The 21,458-nt window shown below is 66.7% G+C and carries 17 protein-coding genes and 1 riboswitch; of the genes, 11 read left to right on the top strand and 6 right to left on the bottom strand.

The window, feature by feature from the left end; genetic code table 11:
• Positions 1-137: riboswitch (TPP riboswitch) on the top strand.
• 89 nt (positions 138-226) lie between these two features.
• Positions 227-2,110, top strand: a complete 1,884-nt coding sequence (thiC, locus tag LJF27_RS01455) for a phosphomethylpyrimidine synthase ThiC (RefSeq protein ID WP_023116792.1) — start codon at positions 227-229, stop codon at positions 2,108-2,110.
• Positions 2,111-2,163: 53 nt separating this feature from the next.
• Here the strand turns inward: thiC and LJF27_RS01450 are convergent, their stop codons facing one another.
• A complete protein-coding gene (locus LJF27_RS01450) occupies positions 2,164-2,910 on the bottom strand; it encodes an RsiV family protein (RefSeq protein WP_003102069.1) in 747 nt (248 codons plus the stop codon).
• A 242-nt stretch (positions 2,911-3,152) separates the two neighbouring features.
• On the opposite strand from LJF27_RS01450, the gene LJF27_RS01445 reads away from it, so the two are divergent.
• The 9 genes from LJF27_RS01445 to LJF27_RS01405 all read left to right on the top strand — a co-directional run bounded on the left by LJF27_RS01445 (position 3,153) and on the right by LJF27_RS01405 (position 12,653).
• Entirely contained in the window at positions 3,153-3,770 is a 618-nt protein-coding gene (locus LJF27_RS01445) for an NUDIX domain-containing protein (protein ID WP_003095694.1), read from the top strand.
• Positions 3,761-4,219 (top strand): DUF1249 domain-containing protein, encoded by a 459-nt coding sequence (locus tag LJF27_RS01440; RefSeq protein ID WP_003102067.1) that lies wholly within the window; start codon positions 3,761-3,763, stop codon positions 4,217-4,219. The genes LJF27_RS01445 and LJF27_RS01440 overlap by 10 nt, the downstream gene beginning before the upstream one ends.
• Positions 4,220-4,372: 153 nt before the next feature.
• Positions 4,373-5,191: a 3',5'-cyclic-AMP phosphodiesterase gene (gene cpdA, locus LJF27_RS01435; protein WP_014603361.1), complete on the top strand. Its 819-nt coding sequence runs from the start codon at positions 4,373-4,375 to the stop codon at positions 5,189-5,191.
• Between the two features lie 131 nt (positions 5,192-5,322).
• Positions 5,323-5,943: a YqiA/YcfP family alpha/beta fold hydrolase gene (locus tag LJF27_RS01430; RefSeq protein WP_003102064.1), complete on the top strand. Its 621-nt coding sequence runs from the start codon at positions 5,323-5,325 to the stop codon at positions 5,941-5,943.
• Positions 5,944-5,954: 11 nt separating this feature from the next.
• The gene (parE, locus tag LJF27_RS01425; RefSeq protein ID WP_003102062.1) at positions 5,955-7,844 is read left to right on the top strand and encodes a DNA topoisomerase IV subunit B; all 1,890 of its coding nucleotides are present in this window, start codon (positions 5,955-5,957) and stop codon (positions 7,842-7,844) included.
• Complete coding sequence (locus LJF27_RS01420) at positions 7,844-8,857, top strand: esterase-like activity of phytase family protein (RefSeq protein ID WP_003121164.1); 1,014 nt, start codon at positions 7,844-7,846, stop codon at positions 8,855-8,857. The genes parE and LJF27_RS01420 overlap by 1 nt, the downstream gene beginning before the upstream one ends.
• Entirely contained in the window at positions 8,854-9,378 is a 525-nt protein-coding gene (locus LJF27_RS01415) for a retropepsin-like aspartic protease family protein (RefSeq protein WP_003113919.1), read from the top strand. Before LJF27_RS01420 ends, LJF27_RS01415 begins: the two co-directional genes overlap by 4 nt.
• 7 nt (positions 9,379-9,385) lie before the next feature.
• Complete coding sequence (gene parC / locus LJF27_RS01410; protein WP_003095687.1) at positions 9,386-11,650, top strand: DNA topoisomerase IV subunit A; 2,265 nt, start codon at positions 9,386-9,388, stop codon at positions 11,648-11,650.
• A 292-nt stretch (positions 11,651-11,942) separates the two neighbouring features.
• A complete protein-coding gene (locus tag LJF27_RS01405) occupies positions 11,943-12,653 on the top strand; it encodes a PqiC family protein (protein ID WP_003102054.1) in 711 nt (236 codons plus the stop codon).
• Positions 12,654-12,710: 57 nt separating this feature from the next.
• On the opposite strand, the gene LJF27_RS01400 is transcribed toward LJF27_RS01405, so the two are convergent.
• Together LJF27_RS01400 and LJF27_RS01395 are read right to left on the bottom strand one after the other, a co-directional pair.
• A complete protein-coding gene (locus LJF27_RS01400; protein ID WP_003161586.1) occupies positions 12,711-13,247 on the bottom strand; it encodes a metal-dependent hydrolase in 537 nt (178 codons plus the stop codon).
• On the bottom strand, positions 13,244-14,782 hold the full coding sequence (locus LJF27_RS01395; protein ID WP_003102052.1) for an AhpA/YtjB family protein: 1,539 nt from the start codon (positions 14,780-14,782) through the stop codon (positions 13,244-13,246). Before LJF27_RS01395 ends, LJF27_RS01400 begins: the two co-directional genes overlap by 4 nt.
• Positions 14,783-15,002: 220 nt before the next feature.
• Here LJF27_RS01395 and serB point away from each other — a divergent pair, with 220 nt between their 5' ends.
• Entirely contained in the window at positions 15,003-16,217 is a 1,215-nt protein-coding gene (gene serB, locus LJF27_RS01390) for a phosphoserine phosphatase SerB (protein ID WP_003095681.1), read from the top strand.
• Between the two features lie 86 nt (positions 16,218-16,303).
• Here serB and fimX read toward each other — a convergent pair whose 3' ends face one another.
• From fimX to asd, 3 genes are all read right to left on the bottom strand, one after another.
• Positions 16,304-18,379, bottom strand: a complete 2,076-nt coding sequence (gene fimX, locus LJF27_RS01385; protein ID WP_003095680.1) for a cyclic di-GMP-binding protein FimX — start codon at positions 18,377-18,379, stop codon at positions 16,304-16,306.
• Positions 18,380-18,443: 64 nt separating this feature from the next.
• Positions 18,444-20,267 carry a cyclic-di-GMP receptor FimW gene (gene fimW / locus LJF27_RS01380; RefSeq protein ID WP_003113922.1) on the bottom strand — a complete coding sequence of 608 codons (1,824 nt, stop codon included), beginning with the start codon at positions 20,265-20,267 and terminating at the stop codon, positions 18,444-18,446.
• Positions 20,268-20,585: 318 nt separating this feature from the next.
• A complete protein-coding gene (asd, locus tag LJF27_RS01375; protein ID WP_003095677.1) occupies positions 20,586-21,455 on the bottom strand; it encodes an archaetidylserine decarboxylase in 870 nt (289 codons plus the stop codon).
• Positions 21,456-21,458 lie beyond the last annotated feature (3 nt).

Below are 21,458 nucleotides of genomic sequence, written 5' to 3'. Positions count from 1 at the left end.
GGGTTCTTGTCGGGGTGCCCTATACGAGGGGCTGAGATCGGATAGTTCCGGATCCCGTTGAACCTGATCGGGCTAGCGTCCGGTTCCGCCTCGCGCGGACCGCAGCAACCCGCGTAGGGAACAAGATGTCCGCGCCATGCCTGCCTTGCCGGCGCGTCCTTCTCGCCACCAGTCCCGGTGGCCCCGCGTGCCAGGTTCTCCCGACAATCACCCAGGAGAGCCATCGATGAGCGCAACGCAGAAGAACAACATCACCCGCCTTGAGCAGCTCGACCGCCAGTCGACGCAGCCTTTCCCGAACTCGCGCAAGGTCTACCTGACCGGCTCGCGCCCGGACATCCGCGTCCCGGTGCGGGAAATCTCCCTCGCCGACACCCCCACCGCCTTCGGCGGCGAAAAAAACCCGCCGGTGTTCGTCTACGACACCTCCGGCCCGTATACCGACCCTGAGGTCCGCATCGACCTGCGCAAGGGCCTGCCTGACGTGCGTTCGCGCTGGATCGACGAGCGCGGCGACACCGAGATCCTCCCCGGCCTGACCTCCGAGTTCGGCCAGGCCCGCCTGGCCGACGCCAGCCTCGACGCCCTGCGCTTCGCCCACGTGCGCACGCCGCGCCGGGCCAAGGCGGGCGCCAACGTCTCGCAGATGTACTACGCGAAGAAAGGCATCATCACCCCGGAGATGGAATACATCGCCATCCGCGAGAACATGAAGCTGCAGGAAGCCCGGGCCGCCGGCCTGCTCGACCAGCAGCACCCGGGGCACAGCTTCGGCGCCAACATCCCGAAGGAAATCACCCCCGAGTTCGTCCGCGAGGAAGTCGCCCGCGGCCGCGCGATCATTCCGGCGAACATCAACCACACCGAGCTTGAGCCGATGATCATCGGCCGCAACTTCCTGGTGAAGATCAACGGCAACATCGGCAACAGCGCGCTGGGCTCGTCGATCGAGGAAGAGGTGGAGAAGCTCACCTGGGGCATCCGCTGGGGCGCCGACACGGTGATGGACCTGTCCACCGGCAAGCACATCCATGAAACCCGCGAGTGGATCCTGCGCAACAGCCCGGTACCGATCGGCACCGTACCGATCTACCAGGCGCTGGAGAAGGTCAACGGCGTCGCCGAGGACCTGACCTGGGAAATCTTCCGCGACACCCTGATCGAACAGGCCGAGCAGGGCGTCGACTACTTCACCATCCACGCCGGCGTGCTGCTGCGCTATGTGCCGCTGACCGCCAAGCGGGTCACCGGCATCGTTTCCCGCGGCGGCTCGATCATGGCCAAGTGGTGCCTGGCGCACCACCAGGAGAACTTCCTCTACACGCATTTCGAAGAGATCTGCGAAATCATGAAGGCCTACGACGTCAGCTTCTCGCTGGGCGATGGCCTGCGTCCGGGCTCGGTGGCCGACGCCAACGACGCCGCCCAGTTCGGCGAGCTGGAAACCCTCGGCGAGCTGACCAAGATCGCCTGGAAGCACGACGTGCAGGTGATGATCGAAGGTCCCGGCCACGTGCCGATGCAATTGATCAAGGAAAACATGGACAAGCAGCTGGAGTGCTGTGACGAGGCGCCGTTCTACACCCTCGGCCCGCTGACCACCGACATCGCCCCCGGCTACGACCACATCACCTCCGGCATCGGCGCGGCGATGATCGGCTGGTTCGGCTGCGCCATGCTCTGTTACGTCACGCCCAAGGAGCACCTGGGTCTGCCGAACAAGGATGATGTGAAGACCGGGATCATCACCTACAAGATCGCCGCCCATGCCGCCGACCTCGCCAAGGGCCACCCGGGCGCGCAGATCCGCGACAACGCGCTATCCAAGGCGCGCTTCGAGTTCCGTTGGGAGGACCAGTTCAACCTTGGCCTGGACCCGGACACCGCGCGGGCGTTCCATGACGAGACCCTGCCGAAGGACTCGGCCAAGGTCGCGCACTTCTGCTCCATGTGCGGACCGAAGTTCTGCTCGATGAAGATCACCCAGGAAGTCCGCGACTACGCCAAGGAGAACGGCCTGTCCGACGAGAGCAAGGCCATCGAGGCCGGCTTCCAGGAGCAGGCGGCGCGCTTCAAGGACGAAGGATCGGTGATCTACAGGCAGGTCTAGGCCGCGCCACGGGGCCCCTCGCCGTGACGAGGGGCTGCGGAGCGTCGGAAGCGTCAGCCGCGGCCGGGGAACAGGTTCGGCTTGACGATGCCGTTCAGGCGCGGATACGGGATCTTCAGTTCGGGGTGGGCATAGGAATACGGCGCGATGGAGTAGGCGTCGTACTTCAGCGTCACCGCGCCGAAGGTCAATGCCACGTGCGGGGTGCGCTGGAACGGCCAGGTCTTCTGGAAATCGGCGTCCTGGTCGAGCTTGTTGGCCAGCAGCCAGGCCTTGTGCGCCAGCTCGGCCTGTTTCCAGAAGGCTTCTTCCTGGCCGGGAACCAGCATGTCCTGCAGGCTCAGCACCTTGTGCTGCCTGCGGTCGTAGTTGATGAAGCCGCGACCGGGCATGCCGTGGGCGCCGCCGGTGAACAGGTAGCTGGAAAGCTCGATGATCACCAGACCGTCATGTTGTTCGCGCACCTTGGCTTGCAGGTAGCTGCTCCAGCCCGGCTCGGCGCTGTCCAGGAACTGCCGCTCGTAGGCCGCCAGCGATGCCGGCAGGGGCGTTTCGTTGTTTTCCCGGGTCATTTCCAGCAGGGCGCGCTCGACGATCGGGTCCAACTGCGGTTCGTCGGGGAACTTCAAGGTGTCGATGTTTACCAAGGGACACTGTTCGCCCTGACAGCCGGGCTTCAGGTGCTCGCTGGCGAGGCGCTCGGTGGGCAGCGGGTCGTCGAGGCCGGGCTTGAAGAGGCTCTGGCAGGCGCTCAGCAGAACGACCAGGCTGCCGAGGGCGGCGAATTTCAGAAGGCGCATGGGATTCCTTTTGCGACGGTGGATGGGCGGGCTCGAAGCGTCGACCAGTCCGTTTCGACCCTGGCGTCGCGCTTGAGTTCGGCCCGCGCAAACCCCAAGTATGGCCTAGCCGTGGCCGGGAAACACGCCCGTGCGGCGAGCGCCACGAAGTTTTCCCGAGCTGTCCTGAAAGTGGCTGCGCCCTGCGCCGGGCCGCGATAGGATGGCGCGAAACCCACATACCCGAGTGAAGTGAGTCGAGGATGTCCGAAACCTTCAAACCCGCCCCCGGTGACGTCGAGCTCGTGCAGCGCGAGGAATGCTTCCGCGGCTTCTATCGTCTCGATCGCCTGCGCCTGCGGCATCGCCAGTTCGACGGCAGCATGGGCCGGGAAATCAGTCGGGAACTGTTCGTCCGCCATGACGCGGTCTGCGTGCTGCCCTACGACCCGCAGCGCGATTGCGTGGTGCTCATCGAGCAATTCCGCGTCGGGGCGATGCAGAAGCTCGCCAACCCCTGGCTGCTGGAGCTGGTCGCCGGCCTGATCGACAAGGACGAGCAACCGGAGGAAGTGGCCCATCGCGAGGCGATGGAGGAGGCCGGGCTGACTCTCGGTGCGCTCTGGCCGATAACCCAGTACCTGCCGTCGCCGGGCGGCACCGACGAAGTGGTGCACCTGTTCGTCGGCCGTTGCGACAGCGAAGGCGTCGGCGGCGTGCATGGCTTGCCGGAGGAGGGCGAGGACATCCGCGTCCACGTCTGGCCGTTGGAAGATGCGCTGCAGGCCGTGCGCGACGGGCGGATCAACAACGCGGCGAGCATCATCGCCCTGCAGTGGCTGGCCCTGAACCGGGCCGAGGTGCGTGGGCTATGGGCCTGAACCTGCTGCGCGAGCGCTACCGGGTCGACCTGGCCAGCCTGCAGGCGACCTGCGAAGCGAACTACGCGCGACTCATGCGCCTGCTCCCGGACATGCGCGAGGCGCAGGCCTCGCGCCGGGTCGCGCTGAGCGAAGGGGAGCGGCTGCTCGGCGTACTTGCGCTGGAAGTGACCGAGGCCTGCCCCTACACCACCACCCTTCAGGTGCGCCAGGAACTGGGCCTGCCCTGGTTGCCGGCGCCGCGGCTGGAAGTGCGGGTCTACCACGATGCGCGGATGGCCGAGGTGATCGGCGCCGAACAGGCGCGGCGGCTGATGGCGATCTATCCCTACCCGAACCAGGCGATGCACCAGCCCGACGAGAAGAACCAGCTCAACCTGTTCCTCGGCGAGTGGCTCGCCCATTGCCTGGCCTGCGGCCACGAAATGGAGCCGGTGGCCCAGCGCTGAGCGGTTGCAGGCAAAAGGCCAGTTGAATGACATCAAGCCAAAAGTAGTCCTCGCAACTGTGATCTGTTCCGCTTTCCGGGTTTGCCGCCACTTTCGTCGGTCACCATAATCATCCCTTTCACCGCGGACGCCTCGCCTTCAGGAGACGGCCCCTTGTCACGCCATTCGAACACTCCCGCCACCGACGCCTCCGTACTGCTGGTGCAGCTCTCGGACAGCCACCTGTTCGCCGAGGATGGCGCGCGCCTGCTTGGCATGGATACCGCCCATAGCCTGGAGAAGGTGGTCGAGCGGGTCGCCCGGGAGCAGCCGCGGATCGACCTGATTCTCGCCACCGGCGACGTCTCCCAGGACGGCAGCCTCGATTCCTACACACGCTTCCGCAGGTTGAGCTCCCCCCTGGACGCGCCGTTGCGCTGGTTCGCCGGTAACCACGACGAACGCGAGCCGATGCAAAGGGCGACCGAGGGCAGCGACCTGCTGGAGCAGGTCGTCGACGTCGGCAACTGGCGCGTGGTGTTGCTCGACTCGAGCATTCCCGGCGCGGTGCCGGGCTATCTCGAGGAGGATCAGCTGGAGCTGCTGCGGCGCGCCATCGACAGCGCCGGCGAACGCTTCCTGCTGGTTTCCTTCCATCACCACCCGGTGCCGATCGGCAGCGACTGGATGGATCCCATCGGCCTGCGCAACCCGCAGGCGCTGTTCGACCTGCTGGCGCCCTATCCGCAGGTACGCTGCCTGCTGTGGGGGCACATTCACCAGGAGTTCGACCGCCAGCGCGGCCCGCTGCGCCTGCTGGCTTCGCCGTCCACCTGCGTACAGTTCGCCCCCGGTAGCAGCGACTTCACCCTCGACCGCCTGGCGCCGGGCTACCGCTGGTTGCGCCTGCACGACGACGGGCGCCTGGAAACGGGGATCTCGCGGGTCGACGACGTCGTCTTCGAAGTAGACTACGACACCGCCGGATACTGACATGCCCCCGGTCGCGGGATACCGCGGCCACGTGCGTCGTTGCCGATCGGCGCGCAGGCTGGAAGATGAAGCCTGGAAGCTGTTACCGTTCGGCTTTCCCTACCGAGTTGAAGCCCATTAGCCCGTTCCCGATGACCGCGACCAGCCCATCCCTGCTGTATATCCACGGCTTCAACAGTTCGCCCGAATCGCACAAGGCGCGTCAGCTGCAGGCGGCCTTCGGCCACTTGGGCCTGGCCGAAGGCCTGCGCGTCCCGGCCCTGCACCATCACCCACGGCAGGCTATCGCCCAGTTGGAGCGGGCCATCGCCGAGCTCGGGCGACCGGTGCTGGTCGGCAGCTCCCTGGGTGGCTACTATGCGACCCATTTGGCGGAGCGCCATGGCCTGGCGGCGATCCTGGTCAATCCGGCGGTCGCCCCGCATCGCTCCTTCGACGGCTACCTGGGCGCGCAGACCAACCACTACAGCGGCGAGACCTGGGAACTCACCGAGGACCACGTGGCGGCGTTGGCCGAACTGGAAGTCACGCACCTGCAACGTCCCGAACGCTACCAGGTATGGCTGCAGACCGCCGACGAAACCCTCGATTATCGCGTCGCGCAGGCCTTCTACCGAGCCTGCGCGCTACGTATCCAGGCCGGCGGCGACCACGGTTTCCAGGGCTTCGCCCGGCACCTGCCGGCGCTGCTGGCGTTCGCCGGCTACCCGTCGGCGCTGTGGCGCGACACCGACTTTTCGACTTTTGACTGAATAGAGACCCCATGGCTACTTACAACGCAGACGCCATCGAAGTCCTTTCCGGCCTCGACCCGGTGCGCAAGCGCCCGGGGATGTACACCGACACCACCCGCCCCAACCACCTGGCCCAGGAAGTCATCGACAACAGCGTCGACGAAGCCCTGGCCGGCCACGCGAAGAGCGTGCAGGTGATCCTGCACCAGGACAACTCGCTGGAAGTCATCGACGATGGCCGCGGCATGCCGGTGGACATCCACCCGGAAGAGGGCGTGCCGGGCGTCGAGCTGATCCTTACCAAGCTGCATGCCGGCGGCAAGTTCTCGAACAAGAACTACCAGTTCTCCGGCGGCTTGCACGGGGTCGGCATCTCGGTGGTGAATGCGCTCTCGACCCGGGTCGAGGTACGCGTCAAGCGCGACGCCAACGAGTACCGGATGACCTTCGCCGACGGCTTCAAGGACAGCGATCTGGAAGTCATCGGCACGGTCGGCAAGCGCAATACCGGTACCAGCGTGCATTTCTGGCCGGATCCGAAGTATTTCGATTCGGCGAAGTTCTCGGTCAGCCGCCTCAAGCATGTGCTCAAGGCCAAGGCGGTGCTGTGCCCGGGGCTGAGCGTGGTGTTCGAGGACAAGAACACCGGCGAGCGCGTCGAGTGGCACTTCGAGGACGGCCTGCGCTCCTACCTGACCGACGCGGTCGCCGAGCTGCCGCGCCTGCCCGATGAACCCTTCTGCGGCAACCTCGAAGGTTCCAAGGAAGCGGTGAGCTGGGCCCTGCTGTGGCTGCCCGAGGGCGGTGAGTCGGTGCAGGAAAGCTACGTCAACCTGATTCCCACGGCCCAGGGCGGCACCCATGTGAACGGCCTGCGCCAGGGCCTGCTCGACGCCATGCGCGAATTCTGCGAGTTCCGCAACCTGTTGCCGCGCGGCGTCAAGCTGGCGCCCGAGGACGTCTGGGAACGGATCGCCTTCGTCCTCTCGATGAAGATGCAGGAACCGCAGTTCTCCGGGCAGACCAAGGAGCGCCTGTCGTCCCGCGAGGCGGCGGCGTTCGTTTCGGGCGTGGTGAAGGACGCCTTCAGCCTGTGGCTCAACGAGCACGCCGAAATCGGCCTGCAACTGGCGGAACTGGCGATCAGCAACGCCGGGCGTCGCCTCAAGGCGGGCAAGAAGGTCGAGCGCAAGAAGATCACCCAGGGGCCGGCGCTGCCCGGCAAACTGGCCGACTGCGCCGGACAGGAACCGATGCGCGCGGAACTGTTCCTGGTCGAGGGCGACTCCGCCGGCGGCTCGGCGAAGCAGGCGCGGGACAAGGAATTCCAGGCGATCATGCCGCTGCGCGGAAAGATCCTGAACACCTGGGAAGTGGACGGCGGCGAGGTGCTCGCCAGCCAGGAGGTCCACGACATCGCGGTGGCCATCGGCGTCGATCCGGGTGCCAGTGACCTGGCCCAGCTGCGCTACGGCAAGATCTGTATCCTCGCGGATGCCGACTCCGACGGGCTGCACATCGCCACGCTGCTCTGCGCGCTGTTCGTCCGCCATTTCCGCCCGCTGGTGGAAGCCGGCCACGTCTACGTGGCGATGCCGCCGCTGTACCGCATCGACCTCGGCAAGGACATCTACTACGCCCTCGACGAAGCCGAGCGCGACGGCATCCTCGAGCGCCTGGCCGCAGAGAAGAAGCGCGGCAAGCCGCAGGTCACCCGCTTCAAGGGCCTTGGCGAAATGAATCCGTTGCAACTGCGCGAGACCACCATGGATCCGAATACCCGGCGGCTGGTCCAGCTCACCCTGGAGGACGCCACCGGTACCCTGGAGATCATGGACATGCTGCTGGCCAAGAAGCGCGCCGGTGACCGCAAGTCCTGGCTGGAAAGCAAGGGCAACCTGGCCGAGGTGCTGGTCTGATGCGCCGCCTGCTGGCCATCCTCGGCCTGTTCGGGGGCCTGGTCCAGGCGGCCGAGGCGCCGCCAGAGCCACCGGTTCCGGCAGCCTTGAGCTTCATCTCCGAACATGCGGTGGAGGGCATGCGCGGCGGCAACCTCTCCGGGCTGGCCTGGTGTGGCGGCGCGCTGTGGACGGTTTCCGACCGCGACGATGACCGCCTGTATCGCCTGCAACCCTCGGCCGAAGGCTCCGACCAGCCCTGGCAGGCCGAGGCCGAGAGTTTCATCGCTCCGACCCCGCCGGACAGCGGGTTGCCCTGGGGCATGAGCACGCGGGTCTGGCTCAGTGGCCTGGTGCGCGGCGGCAACCTCGACTTCGAAGGCATCGCCTGCGATGCCGCCGGCAATCGCTACCTGGTCAGCGAGGCGCACGCGGCGGTCCTGCAACTGCCGGTGAGCGGCGCGCCGAACTGGCTGCGCCTGCCGCCCGGCCTGCTGTCGCAAGCGCGGGCCAGCGGCATGCTGATGAATTTCAACGCGCTGTTCGAAGGGATCGCCGTCGACCCCGAGGGCAAGCGCCTCTGGCTGGCTGCCGAGCGCGAGCGCCGCGGCCTGCTGGTGGCCCACCGCGACAACAGTGCCTGGCGCTGCGAGGGCAGCTGCGTACTGCTCGCCGAGGGCGGCAAGATCGAGCCGCCGCCGGAACTGGGCAGCGCGCGCAAGCTGCCGAAGGATTTCTCCGACCTCGCCTTCTACCGCGGCAAGCTGTTCACCCTGGAGCGCCTGGCGCATCAGATCTGTCGCCGCGACCTGGCCCAGGCCAAGGTCGAGCGCTGCTGGTCGTTCGCCTCGGCGGTCCTGGCGCCGGAGCGTCGCTACGAGCTGCCTTATGGCGTCGCGGAAGCCCTGTCGCTGGACGACAAGGGCGCCTGGCTGGGCATCGACAATGGCGACCATGCGCGCGCCGATGGCGACGTGCGGCCCTTCGTCCTGCGCTTCGCCGCGCCCGCCGGCGGCTGGTTGGGGGACAAGTGACGCAACGGGCGCCCGGTCAGCGGCTGGGACGGATCATGCTGGTGCTGGCCTGGATCGCCGGGCTGGCGCTGGCGACGCGCTATTTCGGCGTCTGGGAAGATCGACAGCGCAACCCGAACCAGGCGCCGCAATCGATCCATGGCGACGGCTACGTCGAGTTGCGCCTGGCCAGCAGCCGGCAGGGCCATTACCTGCTGAACGGGCAGATCAACGGCCAGGGCGTGACCTTCCTGCTCGATACCGGGGCGACCCAGGTGGCGGTGCCGGAAGCCCTGGCGGCAAGACTCGCGCTGGAGCGCGGCGCGCCGATCACCCTGAGCACGGCCAACGGCCGCGCCACGGGCTGGCGCACGCGGCTGGACCAGCTGCAACTCGGCGATATCCGCCTGTCCGGGGTCGCGGCGCTGATTGCGCCGGGCATGGACGGCGATGAGGTGCTACTCGGCATGAGCGCCCTGAAACAACTCGAATTCACCCAGCGCGACGGCACCCTGGTGCTGCGCCAAAACACTTCTCCGTGAGGTACGCATGAGCGAATCCCTCGATCTGAGCCTGGAAGGGGTCGAACGCCGGTCGTTGGCCGAGTTCACCGAGCAGGCCTATCTGAATTATTCCATGTACGTGATCATGGACCGCGCCCTGCCGCATATCGGCGACGGCCTGAAGCCGGTGCAGCGACGCATCGTCTACGCCATGAGCGAACTGGGGCTGGATGCCGATTCCAAGCACAAGAAGTCGGCGCGCACCGTCGGCGACGTGCTCGGCAAGTTCCACCCGCACGGCGACTCGGCCTGCTACGAGGCCATGGTGCTGATGGCGCAGCCGTTCTCCTATCGCTATCCGCTGGTGGACGGCCAGGGCAACTGGGGGGCGCCGGACGATCCCAAGTCCTTCGCCGCCATGCGTTATACCGAGGCGCGCCTGTCGCGCTATTCCGAGGTGCTGCTCAGCGAACTGGGCCAGGGTACCGTGGACTGGGTACCGAACTTCGACGGCACCCTCGACGAGCCGGCCGTGCTGCCGGCCCGCCTGCCCAACCTGCTGCTCAACGGCACCACCGGCATCGCGGTGGGCATGGCCACCGACGTGCCGCCGCACAACCTGCGGGAAGTCGCGTCGGCCTGCGTGCGCCTGCTCGACCAGCCGGGCGCGACGGTCGCCGAATTGTGCGAACACGTGCCGGGCCCGGACTTCCCCACCGAAGCCGAGATCATCACCCCGCGCGCCGACCTGCAGAAGGTCTACGAGACCGGCCGCGGTTCGGTGCGCATGCGCGCGGTGTACCGCGTCGAGGACGGCGACATCGTCATCCACGCCCTGCCGCACCAGGTGTCCGGTTCCAAGGTGCTGGAACAGATCGCCGGGCAGATGCAGGCCAAGAAGCTGCCGATGGTGGCCGACCTGCGCGACGAGTCGGACCACGAGAACCCGACCCGCATCGTCATCATCCCGCGTTCGAACCGGGTCGATGTCGAAGAGCTGATGACCCATCTGTTCGCCACCACCGACCTGGAAACCAGCTACCGGGTCAACCTGAACATCATCGGCCTCGACGGAAAGCCGCAGGTCAAGGACCTGCGCCAGTTGCTCTCGGAGTGGCTGCAGTTCCGCATCGGCACCGTGCGTCGACGCCTGCAGTTCCGCCTGGACAAGGTCGAGCGCCGCCTGCATCTGCTGGATGGCTTGCTGATCGCCTTCCTCAACCTCGACGAGGTGATCCACATCATCCGCACCGAGGATCAGCCCAAGGCGGTGCTGATGGAGCGCTTCGAACTCAGCGAGGTGCAGGCCGACTACATCCTCGACACCCGCCTGCGCCAGTTGGCACGCCTGGAAGAGATGAAGATCCGCGGCGAGCAGGAAGAGTTGCTGAAGGAGCAGAAGCGCCTGCAGACCCTGCTCGGCAGCGAGGCCAAGCTGAAGAAGCTGGTGCGCGAGGAGCTGATCAAGGACGCCGAGACCTACGGCGACGACCGCCGTTCGCCGATCGTCGCCCGCGCCGAGGCCCGCGCGCTGTCGGAAACCGAGCTGATGCCCACCGAACCGGTGACCGTGGTGCTCTCGGAAAAAGGCTGGGTGCGTTGCGCCAAGGGCCACGACATCGACGCCGCCGGCCTCTCCTACAAGGCCGGCGACGGCTTCAAGGCCGCCGCGCCGGGACGCTCGAACCAGTATGCGGTGTTCATCGACTCCACCGGGCGCAGCTACTCGCTGCCGGCCCACAGCCTGCCGTCCGCGCGAGGCCAGGGCGAGCCACTCAGCGGCCGGCTGACGCCGCCGCCGGGGGCCAGCTTCGAATGCGTGCTGCTGCCGGACGACGATGCGCTGTTCGTGATCGCTTCCGACGCCGGCTATGGTTTCGTGGTCAAGGGCGAGGACCTGCAGGCCAAGAACAAGGCCGGCAAGGCCCTGCTCAGCCTGCCCAACGGCTCCGCCGTGGTGGCGCCGCGCCCGGTGCGCGATGTGGAGCAGGATTGGCTGGCGGCCGTGACGACCGAGGGCCGTCTGCTATTGTTCAAGGTCTCCGACCTGCCGCAGCTCGGCAAGGGCAAGGGCAATAAGATCATCGGCATCCCCGGCGAACGCGTGGCCAGCCGCGAGGAATACCTCACCGACCTGGCTGTTCTGCCAGCCGGGGCGACGTTGGTCCTGCAGGCCGGAAAGCGTACCCTGTCGCTCAAGGGCGACGACCTGGAACACTACAAGGGGGAGCGAGGCCGGCGAGGCAACAAGCTGCCGCGCGGTTTCCAGCGCGTCGACAGCCTGCTGGTGGATATTCCGCCACAGGATTGAAATGAGCCGTTACCGGTCTCCGATCTCTCGCATATCCGCAAGGGAATGGCGAAAGCGGCCTCTTCCGAGGCCGGCTTTCCGGGGGAATGTCGTCTCCCTGGCGGGTTCCGCCGGGTTTTCCCCTGACGCAGGTGGTCCGAAACCGGTTTCGGAATACGCTCTGCCTCTGGAGCTATGGCGCTGGTTAGGGGATGATACGCCCCTTCGGCCGCCGTTTCCGATGGCGGGTGGCCAGTAGAATTCAAGTCTTGCATCAGTAGTGCCGATCTTCGGCGAAATACGGTGGTTCTCGATGAGCGCGTGGCGCGTCTTCGCATGTCTTTCCCTCGTCAGCCTGCTCGGGCTGACGGGTTGTGCGGTCCATCCGCCGGCCCAGCTCTACCAGTTGGACGTCGGTGCCGCTGCGGTACCGAAAAAGGACGGCGGTGCGGCCGTCCTGCTCGGGCCGGTACAACTGGCCGACTATCTCAAGCGCGATGTGATGGTGCAGCGGCAGGCCGATGGTATTCTCAGTCTGTCCACCGAAGCGCGCTGGGCCGGCAACCTGGAGACCAATGTCAGCCAGCAACTGCTGCGGCAGATGTCCAGCGAGCTGGGCAGCAGCCGCCTGGCGCTGTTCCCGGAAAAACCCGGTTTCACCCCCCAGGTCCAGGTGATGCTGACCATCAGTCGCCTCGACTCCGGCCCCAAGCAGCCGGCAGTGATCGAGGCGCGCTGGCGCCTGTTGGACCAGAAGGGCGACCTGAAGGACAGCCGGGTGTTCCACGAGGAAGAACAGCATCAGGGCAGCATCGGCGACCAGATCCGTGCCCAGAGCGACCTGCTCAAGCGCCTGGCGGCGCAGTTGGCCAAGGACGTCAAGCCGATCGCCGTGGCGGCCGAGGCGCCGCCGCCGGCGACCGCGCGCAAGCCGGTGGCCAAGCCGAAGGTCAAGGAAGAGGAAGGTCCGAAAATGCCACTGGTGGTGCCGATTCGCACCGACGCCGAGGTCTATCGGTTCTGATTGTCGATAGCCGACTAGGAGAAAGCCCCGCCGAAGCGGGGCTTTTTCGTTTCGGCGTCAGCGTGAGCGGCGCAACAGGAAGCGCAGGGCCATGCCGGCGAGCGCCAGCAGCAGGCAGGGCAGCCAGACCCAGCGCGCCTCCGATTGCAGCACCAGCAATCCGCGTTCGCTGAGGAAGCGCGACAGACCGATCGGCGACACGGCGATCGGATGGAACGGCATGAAGTAGCGGGCGTCGCTCCAGGGCCAGAACCAGGCGACGCCCAGCCCGCCATTGGTCATCGCGTCCAGCAGGCTGTGCGAGGCGGTGGCCAGCGCTACCCACAGCCCGGCTTTCAGCGGTCCGCTATGCAGCGGCCGGCAGGCGAGGGCGGCGAGCGCGCCGAGGATCGCGGCGAACAATAGCGAATGGCTGAAGCCGCGATGGCCGAAGGCATCGTGATAGGCGATGCCGAGCTTGAAGGCGACTACGTCGAAGTCCGGCAGGCAGGCGGCGAGCATGCCTGCCAGCAGCAGGTGTGGCGGGATCACCCGGCTGCCAAGGGCCAGTCCCACCGCCAGGACCGGCAGCGGGTGGGTGATCAGGGTGGTCACGGGCGGGCGCGGTCGTGCATGCGCGCCAGTTGGCGCTCGAGCATCGACGGATACGGCTCCAGCAGACGCTCGACGCAGCAGGCTCCTTCCGGACTGGCGATGGCGCGGATACGGGCGCGCTCGCGGACCACCGCGTCGTCGGCGATGCTGCGTTCGACCAGCAGCAGGTTGCGGCTGTGCTGGTTGAGGGCGAGGGCGTTCTGCACGGTTTCGTTGAGCAGCAGGTCGGCCTGGGTCTGTTCGCTGAGGTCTTCGCCGAGGCTCAGGCCCAGTTGCAGTTGCAAGGTGATGCCGCTGTCGGCGACCTCGATCTGCAGGGCATGGCCGAGCGCACGCATCAGTTCACCGCAGCAGAGCGCGTTGGTCAGGTAGTCGGCGCGGTTGTCGCGGCTGTGGAAGAGAATCAGGCTGCCGCCGTCGCTGAGCGTGTGCAGGCTGCCCTTGTACTGGCGGGCGGCCTGTTCCAGGCAGTCGCGATAGCGTTGCAAGAGATCCACCAGGCGGCTGCGCGGCAACCGGCGCAACTGTTCCTGGGCGCCGAGCTGGATCGCCAGCACCGCACTGTGTTGCGGTTCGCGCGCAGCGGCGGGCGCTGCGGGCTGTTCCCCGGCTTCGGCTCCGTTCTCGTCGAAGGCGTCCTGGTCCAGCGGGTCTTCGTCGATGGAGGTGAATTCCACCGGCTTGGTCTCGTCCAGCAGGGCGTCGCCCAGCGGAATGTCGTCTTCCTCGAAGGCCGAGGCCTCGACCTTGCGGCTGCGCAGGTCGGCTTCGTCGTCTTCCAGCAGGATGTCGTCGAAGTTCTGCGGCAGCGGTGCTTCTTCCGGCTCCGGCGCCGGCGGCTTCTCCGGCACCAGGCGCTCTTCCAGGTCGCGCGCCAGGTCGCCCAGCTCGTTCTGCAGTTCGGCGCCGGGGGCCGGATTGTCCGGATCGCGCAACCAGACACGCAATTGCAACAAGGGTGTGGAAATCTGCCGCCCCAGGCGCAGGCTGAAATACAGGGCGAGGATCAGCAGGATCAGGCTGATCAGGCCCATGCTCTGCAGGCTGATCATCATCGGCTGCTGGAACTGCTGCATGTCCAGGCTGATGCGCAGGTGCCCGGCGATCACTTCCTGGAAGGTGATCGGCGTCGAGTACAGGCCTTCGGTGGCGCCGAGCAGGCTCTGCTTCGGACGGCTGCCGGCCTCGGCGAGGATGCGCTGGTCGACGCTGTAGATCGCCGCATGGGCCACCAGCGGGTTCTTCACCAGGTTGTTCAGCAGCACGTTGAGGCTGAGGATGTCGTTGGACACCAGCAACTCGGTGGCGGACGCGGCGGTCTGGGTGATCAGGCTCTGGCCCAGGGCATCGGCCTGCTGTTGCATGGCCTGGCGAAACTGCATGCCCATGACCCAGGCGTAGATCAGCAGGGCCAGGGCCACCAGGATCAGGCTATGGCTGGCGAGCCGCAGGGCGATCGGGACGCGGCGCTGGCGCAAGGCACGAAACAGCAGGAGGAAGAAATTGTCGGGCTTGACGGACGTGGGCCGGGTCACAGGGGGCTCGGTCTTCTGAAATAGAGGTATCGCGCAGTATAACCAGCGCCCCCCGAGGGGCAAAGGGCCGTTGACGCGCTTTCCAGGCCGCCGCGCGGCGGTTTCGCGGGTTTTCCCGGTCGGTTCCGACCGGTGGTGATGGCAAATGCCCGGCTCTGCGTCTCTCGGGTGTGCGGGAAAGCGGGTAGAATGGCGTCTTTTACCTGGCGGAGCTTACGCCTTGCGCGAAATTGTCCTGATCAACATCACCGGGGAAGACCGCCCCGGTCTCACCGCGGCCATCACCGGCGTACTGGCCCAGGGCGGGGTGAACATCCTCGACATCGGCCAGGCGGTGATCCACGACACCCTGTCGTTCGGCATCCTGGTGGAAATCCCGGATACCGAGGCCGGTTCCTCGGTCCTCAAGGACGTGCTGTTCACCGCCTACAAGCTGGACCAGCAGGTGCGCTTCACCCCGGTCTCGGAAGAGGACTACCGGCAATGGGTCGACGGCCAGGGCAAGGCGCGGCACATCGTGACCCTGCTCACCCGCCGGGTGACTGCCGAGCAACTGCAGAGGGTCAGCTCGATCACCGCCAAGTACGCGCTGAACATCGACCACATCGACCGTCTCTCCGGGCGCATGCCGCTGGACATGCCCGCCGACCAGGGCAAGGGCTGCATCGAGTTCTCGGTACGCGGCGAACCGGCCGATCCGGCGGCGCTGCGTGCGGAATTCCTCAGCGTCGCCCAGGAATTGAACGTCGACATCGCTTTCCAGCAGGACAGCGTGTTCCGCCGCAATCGCCGGCTGGCGGTGTTCGACATGGATTCGACGCTGATCGAGGCGGAAGTCATCGACGAACTGGCCAAGGCCGCCGGCGTCGGCGAGAAGGTCGCCGCGATCACCGAGCGGGCGATGCGCGGTGAACTGGACTTCCGCGCCAGCTTCAAGGAGCGCCTGGCGCTGCTGCAGGGGCTGTCGGAAGACGTGCTGGAGGAGATCGGCGCCTCGCTGCGTCTGACCGAGGGTGCGGAAACCCTGTTCGCCGAACTCAAGCGCCTGGGTTACAAGACCGCCATCCTGTCCGGCGGCTTCACCTATTTCGCCCGTCAATTGCAGGCGAAGCTGGGGATCGACTACGTGTTCGCCAACGAGTTGCAGATCGTCGACGGCAAGGTCACCGGGGTGGCGGTCGAGCCGATCGTCGATGCCCAGCGCAAGGCCGACCTGCTGCGCGAACTGGCGGCGAAGGAAGGCCTGAGCCTGGAGCAGACCATCGCCGTCGGCGACGGCGCCAACGACCTGCCGATGCTCGGCCTGGCCGGCCTGGGCGTGGCGTTCCGCGCCAAGCCGCTGGTCAAGCAGTCGGCCAAGCAGGCGATCTCGACCCTGGGCCTGGACGGCATCCTCTACCTGCTCGGCTACCGCGACCGCGAAGGACGAGCCTGAGGCCGGCGGGCGTCTCTTGCCGGCCCGGCAGCCACGAACCAGGTCGGTAGAGCGGAAAAGCAACGGGCGCCCAGGGCGCCCGTTCTTCATTCGTCTCCCGAGGAGAAGTCGTAGTCCATCGCCTGGCTCGGCCCTTGCAGGTAGTAGCCCTGGATGTAGGTGGCGCCGGCTTGCCACAGGGTGGCGAGGACGCTGGCGCTCTCGACGAAGGGGACGATGCTGAGCTTCTGCTGTTCGTGCAGTTCGGCGATCAGGCCCTTGAGGATCTCCTGGTTTTCCACCTGGTTGAGGTCCTGGACGAAGGAACCATCGATCTTGATGAATTGCACGGTCAGGTGCTTCAGCGCGTTGAACGGGTTCAGCGAGCAGCCGAACTGGCTGATCGCCGCCTGGCAATGCAGGGTGGCCAGGCCCTGGGTCAGTTGCTTGGCCTGCTTCAGATAGCTGGTGGCGTCAGCTTCGCTGATCTGGAACACCAGCGACTCCGGCGGCAGGCGCGCGGCCTTCAGCGCCACCCCGAGCCAGGGCAGCAGGCCGGGGTCTTGCAGGCTCGCGCTGGACAGGTGGACGAACAGCTTGGTCTGGTGCCCCTTGGCGCGATGCTCGGCGAGCAGCTTGATCGAATTGAGGATCACCCAGCGGTCGATCTTCTCCGCCAGCCCGGCTTCCTTGGCGGCATGCAGGAACTCCGCCGGCGGCACTTCCTGGCCCTGCGGATTGAGCAGGCGCAGGAGCACCTCGTAGTTCTCGTGGCTGTCGCCGCGCAGGCTGATGACTGGCTGGAACAGCAGGCGGAAGCTGTTGGTCTCCAGCGCCTGCTGGAGGATCGCGATGACGTCGCCGCGCTGGGCGGCGGCGGCAAGCTCTTCCGCCGGGTTGTACTGCTTGATCTGCGACCCGCCCTTGCGTGCCGCGTCATCGGCGCAGCGATGCGCACGGTTCATCACGTCCTGGGCCTTGGCGGTCTTCTCGTCGAGACCGGCGACGCCGATGCTGAGGGTGGCCTGGGCGCTGCGGCCGTTCAGCTCGAAAAGGTGGTTCTCGACTTTCTTCAGCAGTCGTTGCAGCGCCGCTTGCGCCTGCTCGGGAGTCTTACCCTTGAACAGGGCGGCGAAGATCGAATCGCCGAAACGCGCCAGGTCGGCTTCCTCGCCGAACTGTTCACGCATCAGTCCGGCCAACTGGCCGAGCAGCAGGTCGATCCCGGAAAGCCCGTGGTCGGCCTGGAGCGAGGGGTAGCCGTTGAGATGGATATAGGCCAGGGTCGACGGCTTGCGGGCGGTCACCGCCTGCTGCACGGCGGCATCCATCAGGTCGAGGAAGTGGCTGCGGTTGTAGAGACCGGTGACCGGGTCCTGGCTGCTGACTTCGCGGAGCTTTTCTTCCAGCTCGGCGTTGTCGACCTCGCCGCGGATCACCACCTGGATGCAGGGTTCGCCGTCGTACGTGGCGGCGGAGAGGCTGATGCGCGCCTTGAATTCCTGGCCGTCGAGCTTGACCCCGGTGCAAACCAGTTCGGTCTGGCGCTGGTCGTTCTGGTAGCCCTTGAGGAAATCCTTGAAGGCGCCCTGGTCGCAGGAGGCGATCAGGTCGATGACCGGCAGGCCTTCCAGTTCCTCGGCGTCCTCGTAGCCGAACAGCGCCATGTAGGAGCGGTTGGCGTAGATGTGCATGCCGTCGTGGACGTAGGTGATGGCGTCGACCGAGCTGTCGAGCAGCAACTGGCAGCGTTTTTCCGCCTCGCGCAGGGCGAGTTCGGCGGCGCGGCGCGCGCGGCGTTCGGCGAGGCCGGCCAGCTCGCGGTTGGCGACCAGCACCAGGCGCTCGTCCTCGCCTTGCGGCAGGGCGTCCTGGGCGCCGAGCATCAAGGCGTCGGTGATGGCGTCGGAGCTGTTGTCGGCCACCAGCTGGATGAACGGGATGTCGCGCGACTGGCGGCGCAAGGTGGCGAGCGCCTCGCCGGGCTCGAGACACTCGCTGGTCGGCGCGGCGATCAGCAGGTCCCAGCTTTGCTGGAGGGTTTCGGCGAGGTCCTCGGGAGAGGTCAGTCGATGTACGCGGGTCGCGTGGCCGGCATTGCGGAACAGACTGACCAGGCGTTCGGCTTCGTTCTGCGAGTCTTCCAGAATCAGCAGGCGGATGGTTTTCTTTTCGATGGCCATGGAAAGGGCTCAGTCCGCGTCCGGGCAGGCGCGAAAAGACGGCGAATGGAGGTGTCGGGGCAATCTACAGAGACTTCCAGAGCGAGTCAAAATCTTCCTCCCCCGCAGGCGGCCGGGCCACTGGCGCTGTGACCGGCTTATCGCTCGGGGTGTTCACCGGTTCCGCCGAGCGGTATTCGAACTGGCTGAAGCTGCCGGTCGAGGCCTGCCGGCGATTCAGCACCGCGCGCCGCTCCTCGCCGTGCAGGTTGATCTGCACCCGGCTGCCCTCCTGGAACGGCAGGCGCGGGGTGATCACCGTCGCCGGCCGCGAGATCGCGGCGATCGCCGGCAGCAGCAGGGCGCGCAGGTAGTGGCTGCTCTGCTCGGTCTTGCGCAGCAGTTGCAGGCCGCAGGGCTGTGCCGCCGGGGCGATCATCTCGATGCCCATCTGCGTGCCGCCATTGCGTACCTGGCGGATCCAGCGCACCACCGCGATGCTCCACGCCTGGCCTGGAAGGTCCTGCAGGCCGACCAGTTCGCCCGCCTGCAGTTGGGCGGGCACCTCCTTCGGCCAGCTCAGGCAATAGCCGCCGGGGCTGTGGTTGACGATGGGCAGGGCGTAGGTCGGGTAGTCCTCGGTGGCGTCAGCCTGTGCGTGGGCCTGCGGGTGCCCGGGTTGCACACTGCGGGGCGACTGATGCGGGCGGTACTCGATTTCCTCCAGCGGCATGCCGGGCTGCCAGTCGGTGACCTTCTGTGCATCGAAGGCGCCGGCCCAGGCGTCCTGGACGTCGGCCTTGAAGCGAGGCGCCTCGGGCGCTTCCTGGATCTGCAGGACCTCGTTGAACGGGCGGCGCCCGGCGAGGAAGTAGTGCAGGGCGCTCATGCCGATGCACAGGGTCAACTGGCCCTGGCCCTGGGTGCGCTGGAAGGTACGTTCGGCGATGTCACCCCAGGCCGAGGAGAGATGTTGCAGCAGGTCCAGGGTCACCCCTTCGATCAGCGGCAGGCGTGCTTTCGCGCGTTCGGCCTCGGGCTGCAGCAGGTATTCGCGGATCAGCTCGACCAGCGGCTGGGTGTCGATGCCCAGGGCACTGGCCAGTTGGGTCTCCGGGTACAGCGAACGGTAGCGCGGCGGGCCGTCGATCTGCGGCACGGCGATGAACAGCGAGCCGGGCAGCGTCGCGCTCTGTATCGACAGCAGCTGGCTCCAGGGTTCGAGCACCTCGGCGAGCCGTGCAATGTTGTTCTGGCGCATCTGGTTGCAGCGCGCGCAGCCGAGCAGCAGCGGAATCAGGTAGGCCTGCTCGACGCTCAGGCCGGGGGTGTGCTTGGCCAGTTCGTCGCGCACCGCGAGACGATGCACGCCGCGCTGGCTGGCCAACTGGTAGAGCTGGTGGAGTTCCAGCCAAAGCCCCTCGGGGACCGGGCAGTACAACTGGCTGGCGCGGATCAGCGGCCCGCACAGGCTGCGGATCGCCCGCTGGATGCCGACCGCGAACAGCTGCGCGCGGTCGCGGCTGTTGCGCGGCGCTTCCTGGACCACGATCAGCTTGTAGCCGATGGCCAGGTGGTTCTGCAGGGCCTGGCAGAGGTTGGCGATCTTGCGCGGCCGTTCGTCGAGGACGATGGCCTGGTTGAGGAAGTGCCGTTCCAGGTGGGCGCAGACGAAATGCACCTCTGGACGGAACAGTTCGAGCAGTTGCAGGCGGGCCTCGACGGGCAGCACCAACTGGTTGAGTTCGATCAGGCCCTGGTAGAGCTGGCGCGCGGTTTCCCCGAGGTTGGCCTTGGGCAGGTGCGCCAGCCAGTACTTGATGTCCTTCGGGGTGGCGTCGCAGAAGCTCAGGTTCTGCTGCGTCGGAGTGGGGACGCGCAACGAGAGGTGGGGGCTCTGGTTTTCCATGGGGGGTTAGACGGCTCCGCTACTGAAAAGGCTCTACGGGGGGGATGAAGCCCCGGAGAGGTGCCGGACTTCCGATCGCCGCGGCTGCGCCTCCTCTTTCTTAACACGGGAGGCGGGTTCATCGTCGTGGCCAGGACAGGAACTGTGCGGCAGTCCGCTTTCCTGACCGAGGGGTCGGCACAGGCTCGATAGGACCTTTCCGAACTCTAGCAGCATCGAAATGGACCCGCAGCCTTCGGACGCCACGATCCCGCCGGGAGGTCCCGGCGGCGGGGAGAGATGGGACGGAGACGCTCGGGGCGCTCCGTCCCGGCGAGGTCAGGACTGTTTCGGCAGGGCCAGGCATTCGCCCATGCGCACCGGGCTCGCTGCCCCAAGGCCGTCGTTGAACGCGACCTGCTGCGGGCCGAACAGGACGATGGCGGTGGAGCCCAGCTTGAAGCGACCGAGCTCGGCGCCTTTTTCCAGGCGGATCGGCGCACGGGCGGCTTCGTCGTAGCGGAAGGTCTTCAGTTCGCGCTTCGGCGGCGTAACCAGGCCGGCCCAGACGGTTTCGATGGAGGCTACGATCATCGCGCCTACCAGCACCACGGCCATCGGACCGCGCTCGGTGTCGAACAGGCAGACCACCCGCTCGTTGCGGGCGAACAGCTCGGGAACGTTTTCCGCGGTGGTCTGGTTCACCGAGAACAGCCGGCCGGGAACGTAGACCATCTCGCGCAGGGTGCCGGCCAGCGGCATGTGCACGCGGTGGTAGTCCCGGGGGGACAGGTAGACGGTGGCGAAGTCGCCGCCCATGAAGGGCGCGGCCAGTTCGGCGTCGCCGCCGAGCAGTTCGGCCAGGCTGTAGCTGTGGCCTTTGGCCTGGAAGATCCGCCCGTGCTCGATCGGGCCGAGCTGGCTGATCGCGCCATCGGCCGGGCAGAGCACCGCGCCGGGCTCCTGGGCCAGCGGGCGGGCGCCATCCTTCAGGGCGCGGGTGAAGAAGGCATTGAAATGTTCATAGGCCTGCAGGTCCTCGACCTGCGCTTCGCGCATGTCGACCTGGTAGCGCCGGGCGAACCAGGCGATCAGGCGGTCCTTGAACCAGGTCGCCCGGCAGTCGGCGGCGAAGCCGATCAGCCGGGACAGCAGGTGGTGCGGCAGCAGGTACTGGCTGCAGATGAACAGACGATCTTTGAACGACATTCC

It is taken from the genome of Pseudomonas sp. 203-8, from assembly GCF_020708595.1.
Taxonomy (GTDB): domain Bacteria; phylum Pseudomonadota; class Gammaproteobacteria; order Pseudomonadales; family Pseudomonadaceae; genus Pseudomonas; species Pseudomonas aeruginosa.
The sequence above is the reverse complement of the archived record's forward strand: the minus strand, read 5'-3'. Positions and strand labels throughout refer to the sequence as shown.